This window comes from Streptomyces sp. NBC_01381, from assembly GCF_026340305.1.
GTDB lineage: Bacteria > Actinomycetota > Actinomycetes > Streptomycetales > Streptomycetaceae > Streptomyces.
Genome location: NZ_JAPEPI010000002.1, coordinates 464,144 through 478,036, shown reverse-complemented (window position 1 = coordinate 478,036; position 13,893 = coordinate 464,144). Strand labels below are relative to the sequence as shown.

Here is a 13,893-nt window from a genome sequence, read left to right as displayed (position 1 = left end):
GGGGTAATCCCCCACGGCGAAGTCTCGGGATTTCCCACATGGTCAGGGGCGCGGGCCGAGATCAGCATGGAGTCATGAACTTTTCGGCGACTGGCGCGACGCAATCGGCTTCAACTCGACGCTCCTCGGCTCTGACTCGACGCTCGATGATGGGGCTCGCGGCGGCCGGCCTGGCGGCGGCTGTGGTGGCCGCCCCGGCCCCCGCCCAGGCAGGGTCCACTCCCCCGCCCACATCCGCCGGGGTCAAGGCGCGGCTTCCCGCACCCACGGGCCCGCACGAGATCGGTACGTTCTCGACGCGCCTCGTCGACCGTTCGCGGCACGACCCCTGGGTGCCCTCGCAGCGGTACCGCGAGCTGATGGTCAGCGTCTGGTACCCGGCGGCGCGGACGTCGGACGGCGACCACCGCCTGGCGCCGTACATGGCTCCAGGAGCGGCCGAGCGCTGGGACTCCATGTCACCGCACGGCATCCCCAAGGGCGCAATCGACTTCGCGGCGATGCGTACGCACGCCCGCGAAAGAGCCCCGGTGGACATGAGCGGCGGCCGACGCCCGGTGGTGATCTACGCCTCGGGCGCCAACGACCCGCGTACGTGGGGCACTTCAGCTGTCGAGGAGCTGGCGAGCCGCGGCTATGTGGTGCTGACGATCGACCACACCTATGAGGCTCCTTTGGTGCAGTTCCCCGACGGCTCGGTGAAGGACGACGCCCCGCTGCGCAAGGCGCTGGAGGAGGCACAGCCGAACGAGATGCCGGCCCTGCTGAAGAAGGTCCTCGACGTCCGGGTGGCCGACTCCAAGTTCGTCCTGGACCGCATCGACACCTTGCCGCACGGCCTCTCCAAGGTCGTCGACGCGCGGCGTGTGGGCATGTTCGGGCAGTCGGCGGGCGGCATAGCGGCCGCCGAGACGATGTACGAGGACCGTCGTGTGAAGGCGGGCATAGACCTGGACGGCACCTTGGAGTACAACCCCGAACCGAACGGCACGAACCTCATGCCGGTGGCCCGGCACGGCCTGGACCGCCCGTTCCTCCTGATGGGCAGGCAGGGCAGCGACCGCACGACGGAGCCGTCCTGGCGGGAGTTCTGGTCCCACACCACGGCCTGGAAGCGGAACCTGACCCTGCGCGGCTCGATGCACCAGACGTACACGGACCTGGCCTCGCTCCTGCCACAGGCCGGGGTGAGCCAGAAGGTGATCGAGGAGAACATGGGCAAGGTCGCCCCGGCTCGCGCGGTGGCGGCTCAACGGGCCTATGTCGTCTCGTTCTTCGACCGCTGGCTGCGGGGCGATGACGATCATCTGTTGGACGGGCCTTCGGGGAGGTATCCGGAGGTGGAGTTCGCCGGTTGACGCGGTTCGGGCCACTGGTTCGCCTTACGCTCCCGGGATGGGGATAACTGGTCCGTTGATCGGTTCCGGCCGCACCGGCGATGTCTTCGCACTGGACGACGACTGGGTGCTGCGGCGGTACCGAGGCTGGGGTGATGCCGCGCGCGAGGCCGTCGTCATGGCGTACCTCCATGAGAAGGGGTATCCCGTGCCGCAGGTGCGGGAGGAGAGGGCCACTCGCAGCGATCTGGTGATGCAGCGCCTCTCCGGGCCGACCATGGCGGAGGCGGGGATGCGGGGCTCGATCACGCCGGAGGACGCGGGGCTGTTGCTCGCCCGGCTGCTGCGCGACCTTCACGCGATTCCCGCGCGCGCTTCGGCCGTCGCCGCCGACCACCGTGTGCTGCACCTCGACCTCCACCCGGAGAACGTGATCCTGGCACCCAGCGGCCCGATGGTGATCGATTGGTCCAACACGGAGGAGGGGCCGCCCGGCATGGACTGGGCCATGTCGGCACTGATCCTCGCGGAGGTGGCGGTGGGCGACAGGGCCGAGTCGGGCGTGGGCCGTGCCGCCCTGGCCGGGCTCCTCTCGGACATCCCGGCCGGCCTGCGGCTGACGGCCGACGGCCACCTCGCGGCGGCCCGCGCCAGACGGGCCACCAATCCCACACTGAGCGCCGCCGAGGTGCGGCGCCTCGGCGAGGCGGTGGACGCTGTGGTGGAGCTGGGCTAGTCGGGCTGTTCCGCCAGGGCCTGGCGTTCCGCGTGGGCCAGCCAGTGCAGGTACCACTCCGCGAACGTCACCCGCTCCTTGTCCTTGCCCTTGTGCCGGATCGGAACCACTCCCTCGCCGACCGCCCGCACGTCGTCCCACATCGTGCCGCGCTCGGGGCCGGTGACGGCGAGCAGCGTGTAGTAGGCGCAGCCCTGCTCGCTCACGCAGAGGGTGCCCTCGGTCAGCTCGTCGTGGAGCTCGTCGTGGCGCGCGTCCCAGGCGCGGTAGTCGCGCACGAACCTCGCCTCGCCCTCCGTCGTGTCGGCGTAGGCCGCTCGCTGAGGTTCAGCGGATTCATGCGCGTCCAGTTCCTGGGTGAGCTCAGGGCGGAAGGGCGGCTCGTGGCGCCGGGCCTCCGGCGCGGTGTCCTCGGCAGGGGCACCTTCCGGCACCGTGCCCTCGGGAACGGTGCCCTGTGGCGCGGCTGGCTCGGCCGCGGCTGGTCCCATCGGCCTCACCGGGAACAGCCCGTAGTCCGGTCCCGCCCCGCCCTCGCCGACCTCGAGGAGAAAGCTCCGGTACTCCGGCGGGAAGCCGAAGCCGAGCCGCTGCTCCACCGCCCGCACCTGCTCCTCGGTCAGGACCGGGCTCAGCTCGAACCCATGGCCGTGTCGCCCGGCGTCCGCGCCGAACACCAACCGCCGGTTCGGCGCCTCGCGCAGGGCGAGCACGCGTTCCCGTACCCCGGTCCAGATCCCGCCCACCCGCGCTCCTCCCCCTTACGGCCGACGCCCGAAGCAGACCCGGCCTTGCCCGGGTCACCGTACGCGCCCAGGGTTGATGCGCTTTCCAACCGGGTCAAGCACGGTTCAGGCCTGGGCGGGGGCGCTGCCGCCGGGGACGATGGTCCTGTGGTTGGTGGTCATCGGCTTGCGCCAGCGCTGGGCGCCCCACTTGCTGGTGTAGGCGGCATCGACCGCGACGATCACCAGGTCCTGGGCGGCGGCCATCGACATCAGCCGGGCCTTCAGCCGGGCGGTGGGTATGCCGGAGATCAGCTGCCGGAACGTCTTGCGCCGCCCGTGCTTCTCCCGGGACTTCTGGTCGGCGAAGTCCAGGTCCTCGACGGCGATCGCGGCCACCCCACACACACGATCACCCGCACCGGCGGGCGCTGCCAGGAGGCGGTCAGATACCAGCGCCCGCGCCCCGCGTCCCAGTGGATGCGGTAGGCGACCGCACGGTTCGCGCCGACCCTGTCGGCCCGCTCCTGGCCCCGGTGCGCGAAGGCCACCCGTGCCGCCAGCACGTAGCGGCACGGGTGGGGCGTTGGCCAACTCCGTCAGCGGGGCGGGCAGTTTGAGCGACACCTGACCGTCGGGGGTGACCCGGATCGTCTCGTTGCCGAACCGTTTGCCGCTCTCCCCGTCGGCCTGCAGAAACCGGCGTGCCGCCGCCCACCGCACCCGCCACGCCTCCTCGCTCAACCCGGCCTGGTCCAGGTGGAGTCGGGCGTGGAGCAGCTTGCGTCCATCGCGCACCACGTGCACCACGTGCACCACTCCGGCCGTACAGTCCGCCCGCGCCCGTTCCAGCCGGGCCTTCAGTGCGTCTCGGCGGCGGAACTTGGCGAACCACTCGCGGCGCGAACCGTAGCCACCGGAGTCCCTGTTGGTGCCCTTGTGCCCGTTCGGCTGGGCGGGTGGCCGTCCGGGAGCAACGTACGGCTCGGCGATGGCCCGCAGCCCCGTACCCCGCCCCGACTCCGACCCCCTTCGGAAGGAACACCACGACACTCGCTCAGACGCTCCCGCGCGCACTCAACCGCCCTTAACCCCAAGCAGTGGCCAACCCCACGGTGGACGACGCCGCCGAGCAGTCCGGCGGCTTCACCTCGCGCGTGCGGCCGCTCCTGGCCAAGGAGCGGTTCAGCATCTGAGAGGGGCGACCGGGGGCCGGGCCATCACCCCGGCCCCCAGTCGCGCACCCCCGAAGACGGCCATACGCTCCCAAATGTGACGCCGCCCTCGCACATATCCGTGCGGGCGGCAGCGGCGGCCGCCGCACTGCTCACGTGGTGCCTGCTGCTCCTGCCCGCCCCCGCGGCACTCGCCGTACCGGCCGAAGACCCGGTCACCCTCTCCCGTGACGGCCAGACCACCGACAGGGCAGGCGCACTCGGCGACCGCGAGGACGTCACCGAGCAGGCGCTCGACCGGCTCTACGACGACCGTGGCGTGCAGCTCTTCGTCGTCTACGTACGCGACTTCTCCGGCCGCTCGGCGCAGGACTGGGCGGACACCACCGCCGAGCGCAACGGCCTGGGCCAGGACGACGTGCTGCTCGCCGTCGCCACGCACGACCGCCAGTACGCCTACTCCGTAGAGCGCGGTTCGCGGCTCACCGAGGATCAGCTGCGGGATGTCGCCACCACCGCGATCAAGCCGGCACTGCGCGCGAGCGACTGGGCGGGCGCGGCCATCGGAGCCGCGAACGGCTACAGCGCGGTCCTTGCGGGCAGCCCCGTACCCACCCCGACGATCACTCCAGGGGACCCCGATCCGGGCGGCGGAGCCGGGAGCGACGGAAACGACACGTCGAGCGGCGACCTGGTCCTGCCGGTCGTGGCGGTCGGCGCCGCGGGGGCCATGGCCGCGGTCGCCTACAGCCGCCGCAAACGGCGCGCGACCACGCGTACGACGCCCGGGGGCGGCGGATGGGGCAAGGGAGAACAGCCGGCCTCGCTCCCCGAGCTCGACAAGAAGTCCAAGCGGCTCCTGGTGGAGACCGATGACGCGATCCGCACCAGCGCCGAGGAACTCGGCTTCGCCACCGCCCAGTTCGGCGACGACGCGGTCCGGCCCTTCACCGACGCGCTCACGTACGCCCGTGACGAGCTGACGACGGCCTTCCGGGTGCGCCAGCGCCTTGACGACGCCCATCCCGAGGACGACGCGACCAGGCGGGCGATGCTCGAAGAGATCGTCACGCGCTGCACGGAGGCGGGCCGCCGCCTCGACGCGGAGGCGGCGGGCTTCGACCAGCTGCGCGCCCTCGAACGCGACGCGGCGCAGGCCCTGGAGCACGCCGAGACGGTTTTCAGGCAGGTCAGCGGGCGTACCACCACCGCGCAAGTCACCCTCGCCGCCCTGCGCGAGACGTACGCGCCGTCCGCTTCCGCGCAGGTCGTGGGCCATGTGGAGCAGGCGAAGGACCGTCTGGTCTTCGCCACGACGCACCTGAACCAGGCGCGGCAGGCGATCGACGCGGGCGACAACGGCAGAGCCGCCGTCCATCTGCGGGCCGCCGAGGGAGCCGTCGACCAGGCGGGCACCTTCGTGGACGCGGTCGAGCGGCTCGCGGACGAGCTCACGCTGGCCGCGGAGAAGCTCCCCCAGGCGCTCACCGAGGCGGAGACCGACCTCGCCGACGCGCACGGCCTCCTCGAAGGCACCCTGGAGGGCGTCCCGACGGCCGACCTGCACGGTCGTATCGCCCGCGCGGAAGCGGTCGTCGCCGGGGTCCGCAAGCAGGTGGCGGCGGGACCACACGACCCGATCGACGCCCTGCGCCGGGTCGAGGAGGCCGACGCCGCCCTCGACGCGTCCCTGGCGGGCGCCCGCGAACGCGAGGTCACCGACCGGCGCACCGTCGCCCTCCTCGGCCAGGCCATGCTCACCGCACGCAGCGCCGTGGGAGCGGCGGCCGACTTCATCGGCACGCACCGGGGCGCGGTGGGCAGCGAGGCAAGGACCCGTCTGGCGGAGGCTCAGCGGCATCTGGCGGGCGCGGAGGCCGCCCATGACTCCGACGCCGCCACGGCGCTCGCCGAGGCCCAGCAGGCCGACGCCAGGGCCCGGCAGGCGCAGCAGCTCGCCGAGGGCGACGTACGCGGCTTCGGCAACCCCTACGGAGGCGGTGGCAGCCGCGGCGGCGGCATGGGCGGCGCGGTGCTCGGCGGCCTCATCCTCGGCGAGCTCTTGGGAGGCATGGGCCGCGGGGCGGGCGGCGCGGGCGGCGGTTTCGGGGGCGGCCGCCCCGGGAGCTTCGGCGGCGGGGGGACGCGGGGGCGGATGGGCGGGGGCGGCCGGTTCTGAGCCGTCGAGCGAAGCCCTCCTCGCGAAAGCCTTTTCGTACGTCTCCTAGAACCCCATCAGCCCTACCCGCCCTCACCGTCCTCATAGAGAGAGTCCTGATATGACCAAGCAGACGATCCTCGGCCGCGTCGCCCAGCTCGCGAAGGCCAACATCAACTCCCTCCTCGATCAGGCGGAGGATCCGCAGAAGATGCTCGACCAGCTGATCCGTGACTACACGAACAACATCAGGGAGGCCGAGGAGGCGGTGGCGACCACCATCGGCAATCTGCGGATGGTGGAACTCGACCACAAGGAGGACAAGGACGCGGCCAATGAATGGGGCGCCAAGGCGGTCGCCGCCAGCAGGAAGGCGGACGAGCTGCGGTCCGACGGGAGCGCCGTGGAGGCCGACAAGTTCGACACGCTGGCCAAGGTCGCGCTGCAACGGCAACTGCAGTCGGAGCGCGAGGCCAAGGACGCCGAGCCGACGATCGCCTCGCAGACCGAGGTCGTCGACAAGCTGAAGTCGGGCCTCGACCAGATGAAGATCAAGCTGACGCAGCTCCAGTCGAAGCGCAATCAGCTGGTCGCCCGCGCCAAGTCGGCGCAGGCGCAGAACCAGATGCTTGACGCCGCACAGAACATCGACGTCCTCGACCCGACCAGCGAGTTGGCCCGCTTCGAGGACAAGGTGCGCCGCGAGGAGGCCAGGGCGATGGGCAAGCAGGAACTCGCCGCATCGTCCCTGGACGCGCAGTTCGAGCAGTTGGACGGCCTGGGCGACGAGGCGGAGGTCGCCGCCCGGCTCGCCGCCCTGAAGGCCACTACGTAGCGGCGCGACAGCACAACGGGCCGCCTAGAAGGCGCAGCCCTCAGAACAGGCTGAGCAGCGCCTCCGCCGCGTCCATCGACTCCACCCCGCTGTCCGGCAGCGGCAGTTCGAACCACACGGTCTTGCCGCGCGGCGTCCTGCGCGAGCCCCACGCCGCGCTCAGCAGCCCGACCAGCTGCAGCCCGCGGCCACCCTCGTCCGTGTCCCGCGCGCGCCGACGGCGCGGCTGGACGAGGCCCGCGTCCCACACCTCGCACACCAGGGTGCGGTCGAGAAGCAGCCGCAGCCTGATGTCGCCTTCGCCGTACCGCAGAGCGTTCGTGACCAACTCGCTGACCAGGAGTTCCGTGGTGTCGCAGAGCGGTTCCAGGTTCCAGGTGCGCAGCTGTGCGCAGGCCAGTTCGCGGGCCCTGCCCACCGACTTCGGGTCGCGCGGCAGCGTCCAGTCGCCGACGGCTTCGGCGGGCAGACCCTGGACGCGCGCCATCAGGAGCGCGATGTCGTCCTCTCCGTGGTGGGTGTCGAGGGTGTTCAGGACGTGGTCGCAGACGTCCTCAAGGGCCGACAGCGGGGTGTCGAGGGCGCGTACGAAGGCGTTCAGGCCCTCGTCGAGCGGGTGGTCGCGGGATTCGACGAGGCCGTCCGTGTAGAGCGCGAGCAGGGAACCCTCGGGGAGTTCGACCTCGACCTCTTCGAAGGGCTCACCGCCGACGCCCAGCGGCATGCCGGGCGGCACGTCGAGCATGAGCGGCGACTCGTCGGGCTCGACGAGGACGGGCGGCAGGTGGCCCGCGTTGGCGAACGTACAGCGGCGTGTGACGGAGTCGTAGACCGCGTACACGCAGGTGGCGAGGTAGACCTCGGAGAGGTCCGTCTCGGCCGACGAGCGCGTCTGACGTGCCGCTCGGGTGGCCTGCTGGGTGCCCGAGGGGTCGCCGAGGCCGCGGGCGATCTCGTCGAGCGCGGAGAGCACCTCGGCCGGCTCCAGGTCCAGGAGCGCCAAGGTCCGCACGGCGGTGCGCAGTTCGCCCATGGCGACGGCGGCGCGCAGGCCGCGGCCCATGACGTCGCCGACGACCAGGGCGGTGCGGTGGCCCGGCAGTTCGATGACGTCGAACCAGTCGCCGCCGACCTCGGTGGCCGCGTTGCCGGGCAGATAGCGGCAGGCGATGTCCAGGCCGGAGGCCTCCGGGTCGCCGGGCGGCAGCAGGGAGCGCTGCAGTATCAGCGCCCGCTCGTGTTCGCGCCGGTAGAGGCGGGCGTTGTCGATGCAGACGGCGGCGCGCGCGGCGAGTTCGACCGCCAGGGAGCGGTCGCGTTCCCCGAAGGGCTCGCTGCCCTTCGTACGGGAGAACTGGGCGAGGCCCACGACGGTGTCGTGGGCGACCATCGGAACGGCGAGCGTCGACTGGACGAGCCCCCCGGTGAGCCTGCTCGCGGAGCCGTCGTCGGCGGCGGACACGAGGCGCGGCCGTGCGGTGCGCAGGGCGTCGGCGCAGGGCGATGTGAAGGCGAAACGGTGGACGGCGCCCACGTCCACGGGGGTGCCGCCCTCCGGGAAGGGCGCGTCGGCGACGGCGCTCGCGAAGGCCACGCGGCGCAGTTCGGCGCTTCCGTCGGCGAGGCCGGGCGGGGTCTCGTCGCCGTCGAGCAGTCCCTGATAGAGGTCTACGGATGCGAGGTCGCAGAAGCCGGGGACGGTGACGTCGAGCAGCTCCCGGGCGGTGGTCTCCAGATCCAGGGAGTTACCTATCCGGGCGCCCGCTTCATTAAGAAGAGCGAGGTTACGGCGGGCGTGAGCGGCCTCGCGGGCGGCCGCGTGCCGCTGGGTGACGTCGGTGCCGAGTCCCGCGATGCCGATGGGGTGGCCCGAACCGCTGTGCACGCGGTAGAGGTTGATCGACCAGTGGCGGCGGGCGTTGCTGCCGGGGGCGGGGCCGACGATCTGCATGTCGGTCACGGCTTCGCCGGTCTCCAGGACGCGCCGGAGCGCGGCGGCCATGCGGTCGGCCTCGTGGCGTGGCAGATAGTCGTGGACGGTGCGGCCGCGGTGGTCGTCGACGCCGCCTCCGAAGACCGCGGCGAAGCGGCGGTTGGCGCGCTGCACCTTGAGATCCGTGCCGAACAGCAGGAAGCCGAAGGGAGATTGGCCGAAAATGGCCTGCGATGCGGCGAGGTCGGTCTCGATCTGCCGCAGCGCCCGTACGTCGACGACGATGCAGACGGCGGCCCGTTCGCCGTCCTCCGTGGCCGTCGGCATCACATAGACCTCGGCGATCCCTTCGGAAATGCCGGCCTGCGGAGCGGGCTCGCCGCTCTCCTCCGGCACCCGGAAGCGGACGGATCCCGTCCACTCCCTGCCGTCGAGGATCTCCGCCATCTTGCGGTGTCCGCTGCTGCGCAGCTCGGCCGGGACGAACGCCTCGATCGGGTCCTTGCCCACGGCGTCCTCGGCACGCACGCCGAACAGCTGCTCAGCGCGCCGGCTCCACTGGTCGATCAGTCCGTCGGGGCCTATCGAGAAGGCGGCCACCTTGATGTAGTCGTAGATCGAACCGGGTGGACTGCTCTGCCACATCACGTCATCCGCAGCTTCGCCCCTAGCGTCACCCGACGGCCCGTCCTGCTCCGTCGCCTTCGCTGGTATCTCGCTCACGCGAACCGTCCCCTCCAGCTCACCACGTCCGGCACCGGTCACCGGATGCGGCTGCCCGCAGTATCCAGCACTACGGCGCCACGCCACATGGCGTTCACGATCACAGCACGGACTCAACTCTTTTTGGCCCGTCACTGTCTTGTGTCCGTCCCACGCTGCCAGTCTTCTAACCCGGCAGCACCAGCTCGAACCACACCGTCTTCCCCGTCTTCCCCGTCCTGCCCGGCCGTGTCCCCCAGCGGCGCGACGAGTGGGCCACCAATTGGATCCCCCGGCCACCCTCGTCATCAAGGGCCGCGGCACGTTCCCGAGGGGGGTCGGGGAGCGGATCGGAGACCTCTACGAGGAGGGCGCCCACGGGGTCGGCGGGGCGTACGAGGCGTACGCCGATGGGGCCCGAGGCATGGCGCAGGGAGTTGGTGACCAGCTCGCTCACGAGCAGGGCGGTGATGTCACCGAGGGAGGCGAGGCCCCAGTCGCGGAGCTGTGCACGGACGACGGCCCGGGCCGTGCGCACGGCTCCGGGGTCCGCGGGAAAACTCCACTCGGCGCAGTCGCCTTCGGTGTCGATCACGCCGATCACTTCCAGACCAGCAGCAGCGGACCCTGTCCGGTTTCATGGGGTTAATGGGCACATACCCGATATCCCGGCGGAATTACCGCTTACCGGGGCGCGCTGTGGCACGAACGGCGTACGTGTGGCTCAAGGTCCTTGCGATGCAGGCGCGCACGCCCCTCATTGAACTCCGCCAAATGAGGCCTCGAAACTCCGTCAAATGAAGCCTCGAACTCCGTCAGCGAAGGTGACCGAGGGCGGTGACGGCGGGCACGTCCGCGTCCAGCCAGTCCACCGACCAGATCTCGTCCGGCGCGAGCCACCGCAGCTCATCGTGGTCCTCCAGCGGCTCCGGGTCCCCCGACAGGAGCTTCGCGGTCCACACCCACAGGACATAGCCGGGCTTGAGCGGCCACTGGCCGGGCACCCGGGCCACCGGCTCGGCTGCGACGCCGAGCTCCTCGCGCAGCTCCCGCACCAGGGCTTCCTCGGGGTGCTCTCCCGGCTCCACCTTGCCGCCCGGCAGCTCCCAGCGGCCCGCGAGCTCCGGCGGCGCGCTGCGCCGCGCGGCGAGGAGGCGTCCGTCGTCGTACAGGGCGGCGCCCACCACGATCCGATCCGTCATGCGCCGGAGCCTATGCGGTCAGTGCGCGCTGCCGTTCTGGCTCAGCTTCTCGACCCAGTAGAGCTGCCTGTGCCCGCGGTCGTCGAGGCTGTCGGCTATCTTCTCGGCCTCCGCCTTCGTCGCGTACCTGCCCACGCGATAGCGGTTGCCGTTGTCGTCCTGCCGGATCACCTGCCAGGGAAGTACGACCGTCCCGTCATTCATCGCGCCCCTCCGCTCGCCGCCCCCGGCGCGCGCCACGCCTCGATCAGTAAGGAAACCCCATTCCGCATATGCCCGAGCCTACGCCCGACCTTTACGCAGCGGATACGACTTTGCACAAAGAGGTACGCAATTGGCCATGACCGAGGGGGCGCATCGCGTCGGATGCGCCCCCCGATGGCACCGGTTCGGCCGGTACGAGCCCGTGTCAGTCGTCGCGCGCCGCGGGCATCGCCGGCATCGGCATGAGCACCGGCTCGCTCGACGGCGACGTACGGCAGACATCGCCGCACTCGGCGTCAAGGGAGCAGCACAGCGAACAGATCGGTCCCGACTGGACGGGGCAGTCCGCGATGTCCGGGAGTTCGTACGCCGTCTCGCAGACGCTGCACGCGTGCGTGGCCGTCACGTCGGGGACATCGACGTGCGGACCGTTCACCGGGTTGGGCCGCGCCAGGTAGTACTTGCCCTTCGTCGCCCAGGCGATCAACGGGCAGAGGACGACGGCCAGTCCGGCCGCTATGAAGGTCGAGAAGGCCTCCGCGTACTCTCCGAAGAGGCCGAAGAAGGCCAGGATCGACACCACCGACGCGATCACCATCGAGCCGAAGCCCGCCGGGTTCACCGCGTACAGATACGCCCTCTTGAACTCGATGTAGGGCGGGCTCCAGCCCATCCGCTTGTTGATGACGAGGTCGGCGGCGACGGCCGCGATCCAGGCGATGCCCACGTTCGAGTAGAAGCCGAGCAGCTTGTTGAGGGCCGCGAACATGTTCATCTCCATCAGCGTCAGCGCGATGGCGAGGTTGAGGAAGATGTACCAGACCCGGCCCGGGTGCTTGTGCGTCACGCGGGAGAAGAAGTTCGACCAGGACAGCGAACCGCTGTAGGCGTTGGTCACGTTGATCTTGATCTGCGAGACGATCACGAAGAGGGCGGCCGCGGGCAGCGCGAAGGAACCGAGCCACGGCTTCAGGGCCTCGATCTGCGGGGCGATCGGCTCCAGGGCGTGTGTCTTGCCGACGGCCTCCAGGGCCACGAACGCCAGGAACGCGCCGCCCAGCTGCTTGGCCGCGCCGATGATGACCCAGCCGGGGCCTGCCGCGAGAACGGCCAGATTCCAACGCTTCTTGTTCTGCTCGGTCTTGGCGGGCATGAAGCGCAGATAGTCCGCCTGCTCGCCGATCTGGGCGATGAGGGAGAGCGCGACGCCCGTGCCGAGCCCGAAGGAGAGCCAGGAGAAGCCGCTGCCCGCCCCCTCGGTGCCCCCGAAGGAGCCGAACGCGCCCCAGGCGTCCGGAGCCTCGAAGGCGAGCACTACGAAGGGCAGCACCATGCCGATGAGCCAGATCGGCTGCGTCCAGGCCTGCACCTTGGCCAGCGCGCCCATGCCGCGGAAGACGATCGGGATCACGATGAGCGTCGTGATCAAGTAGCCGATCTCCACCGGGAGTCCGACGGCCTGATGCATGGCCTGCGCCATGATCGAGCCTTCGAGCGCGAAGAAGATGAACGTGAACGAGGCGTAGATGAGGGACGTCAGCGTCGACCCGAAGTAGCCGAAGCCGGCGCCACGGGTCACCAGGTCCATGTCCAGGCCGTACTTGGCACATGCCCGGGCGATCGGGATGCCGGTGACGAAGATGATCGTCGCGGCACAGAGGATCGAGGCGAGTCCGCTGGTGAAGCCGTAGGTGAAGACGATGGACGCGCCGATGGCGAAGTCCGCGAGATAGGCGATGCCGCCCAGCGCGGTGGAGGCCACCATCGTCGGGGACCAGCGCCTGAAGGAGTGCGGCGCATAGCGCAGCGAGTAGTCCTCGCGGCTCTCGTCGGCCGCCATCTTGGCGTAACTGCGCTTGGGTGGCGGGCCTGCGGCGGCGCTGGTGTCGCGGGTGGCCGTATCCGTCATGAGGGTTCCTGTCGTCCGACCGGATTGCGGGTACGGACGAGGAAGTTAGGAGCCGTGCATGACAATTTGTTGCAAGGCGCGATTGCTCCGCCGTTACGGAAGTTGAGCGCGCGTTAACTCGCGATCACGGCGGGCGGACGGGCCCGTCCGGATTCCGGGCGTGCGCCGGAGCACTCGGTCACCGCACCGGCAGGTGGTATGCGATCCGGTAGCGGTCGGCGGGCACGACGACGTCGGCCGTCTCGACCGGGCGCCCCGATGCGTAGTACGTCCGCTGCACGACGATCACCACATGTCCGGGGACGCCGCCGAGCGCCATGAGCTCCTCCGCAAGCCCCGGGCGCGCGCCGACCTCCTCCGCCACGTTGTCCACGATCACGTCGATGGCCGCCATCCGTTCGACCACTCCGCAGCCGCCGAGCGGACCTTCTTCAGGGAGCATCACGGGCGTGCGCCCGGTGACGGCGAGGGGCTCCCAGGACGTGGAGAGCATCATCACCTCGCCCGCGTCCCGGTAGACGTACTTGGTACACATCACGCGGTCGCCCGCGCGGATGCCGAGCCGCTCGGCGATCGCGCCGCTCGCCTCCACCTGGTCGCTGCGGGACTCCCAGGTGCCGCGCGCGCTGTCCTCCGCCTGCTCCTGGCGGAAGGGCGTCGAGCCGCCGGAGGCCCGATAGCCGGTGCGGGCGACGCGGCGGGGCACCGGTCGCTCGCGCACATACGTGCCCGATCCGGAGCGCCCTTCGACCAGGCCTTCGGCCATCAGGACCTTGCGGGCCTCCAGGGCGACCGTGTCCGAAACGCCGTACTCCTCGCGGATTCTGGCCTGCGAGGGGAGCCGGGTGTGCGGCGGCAGCGAACCGTCGACGATCTTCTTGCGGAGATCACCCGCGACGCGCAGATACGCCGGCTGCTCACCGAAAGTCACTGGCCACTCCCATCAGGTTGACAGACAGCAACAGCCTGGCAACCGT

The 13,893-nt window shown here is 70.8% G+C and carries 11 protein-coding genes and 1 pseudogene; 4 read left to right on the top strand and 8 right to left on the bottom strand.

What is annotated here, in order from left to right; translation table 11 throughout:
- Positions 1-74: 74 nt before the first annotated feature.
- Together OG453_RS23925 and OG453_RS23920 are read left to right on the top strand one after the other, a co-directional pair.
- Positions 75-1,358, top strand: coding sequence for a hydrolase (locus OG453_RS23925; protein ID WP_266870504.1), 1,284 nt, complete (start codon positions 75-77; stop codon positions 1,356-1,358).
- A gap of 37 nt (positions 1,359-1,395) precedes the next feature.
- On the top strand, positions 1,396-2,073 hold the full coding sequence (locus tag OG453_RS23920) for a phosphotransferase (protein ID WP_266870502.1): 678 nt from the start codon (positions 1,396-1,398) through the stop codon (positions 2,071-2,073).
- On the opposite strand, the gene OG453_RS23915 is transcribed toward OG453_RS23920, so the two are convergent.
- Both OG453_RS23915 and OG453_RS23910 read right to left on the bottom strand, forming a co-directional pair.
- Positions 2,070-2,819 carry an SMI1/KNR4 family protein gene (locus OG453_RS23915; RefSeq protein ID WP_266870501.1) on the bottom strand — a complete coding sequence of 250 codons (750 nt, stop codon included), beginning with the start codon at positions 2,817-2,819 and terminating at the stop codon, positions 2,070-2,072. The genes OG453_RS23920 and OG453_RS23915 overlap by 4 nt on opposite strands.
- A 153-nt stretch (positions 2,820-2,972) precedes the next feature.
- Positions 2,973-3,755: pseudogene (locus tag OG453_RS23910) on the bottom strand (IS200/IS605 family accessory protein TnpB-related protein); the annotation flags it as partial.
- A gap of 366 nt (positions 3,756-4,121) precedes the next feature.
- On the opposite strand from OG453_RS23910, the gene OG453_RS23905 reads away from it, so the two are divergent.
- Positions 4,122-6,152 (top strand): TPM domain-containing protein, encoded by a 2,031-nt coding sequence (locus OG453_RS23905; protein WP_266873107.1) that lies wholly within the window; start codon positions 4,122-4,124, stop codon positions 6,150-6,152.
- Positions 6,153-6,252: 100 nt separating this feature from the next.
- Positions 6,253-6,966, top strand: coding sequence for a PspA/IM30 family protein (locus OG453_RS23900; protein ID WP_266870500.1), 714 nt, complete (start codon positions 6,253-6,255; stop codon positions 6,964-6,966).
- A 40-nt stretch (positions 6,967-7,006) separates the two neighbouring features.
- Here the strand turns inward: OG453_RS23900 and OG453_RS23895 are convergent, their stop codons facing one another.
- The 6 genes from OG453_RS23895 to OG453_RS23870 form a co-directional block, all read right to left on the bottom strand.
- Positions 7,007-9,622: a SpoIIE family protein phosphatase gene (locus OG453_RS23895; protein ID WP_266870499.1), complete on the bottom strand. Its 2,616-nt coding sequence runs from the start codon at positions 9,620-9,622 to the stop codon at positions 7,007-7,009.
- Between the two features lie 166 nt (positions 9,623-9,788).
- Positions 9,789-10,205 carry an ATP-binding protein gene (locus OG453_RS23890; RefSeq protein WP_266870498.1) on the bottom strand — a complete coding sequence of 139 codons (417 nt, stop codon included), beginning with the start codon at positions 10,203-10,205 and terminating at the stop codon, positions 9,789-9,791.
- Between the two features lie 211 nt (positions 10,206-10,416).
- Positions 10,417-10,803, bottom strand: a complete 387-nt coding sequence (locus OG453_RS23885; protein WP_266870497.1) for a (deoxy)nucleoside triphosphate pyrophosphohydrolase — start codon at positions 10,801-10,803, stop codon at positions 10,417-10,419.
- Between the two features lie 18 nt (positions 10,804-10,821).
- Positions 10,822-11,007, bottom strand: coding sequence for an SPOR domain-containing protein (locus OG453_RS23880; RefSeq protein ID WP_266870496.1), 186 nt, complete (start codon positions 11,005-11,007; stop codon positions 10,822-10,824).
- 205 nt (positions 11,008-11,212) lie between these two features.
- On the bottom strand, positions 11,213-12,916 hold the full coding sequence (locus OG453_RS23875; RefSeq protein WP_266870494.1) for a cytosine permease: 1,704 nt from the start codon (positions 12,914-12,916) through the stop codon (positions 11,213-11,215).
- A 178-nt stretch (positions 12,917-13,094) separates the two neighbouring features.
- Positions 13,095-13,847 carry a GntR family transcriptional regulator gene (locus OG453_RS23870; RefSeq protein ID WP_266870493.1) on the bottom strand — a complete coding sequence of 251 codons (753 nt, stop codon included), beginning with the start codon at positions 13,845-13,847 and terminating at the stop codon, positions 13,095-13,097.
- Positions 13,848-13,893: the final 46 nt, after the last annotated feature.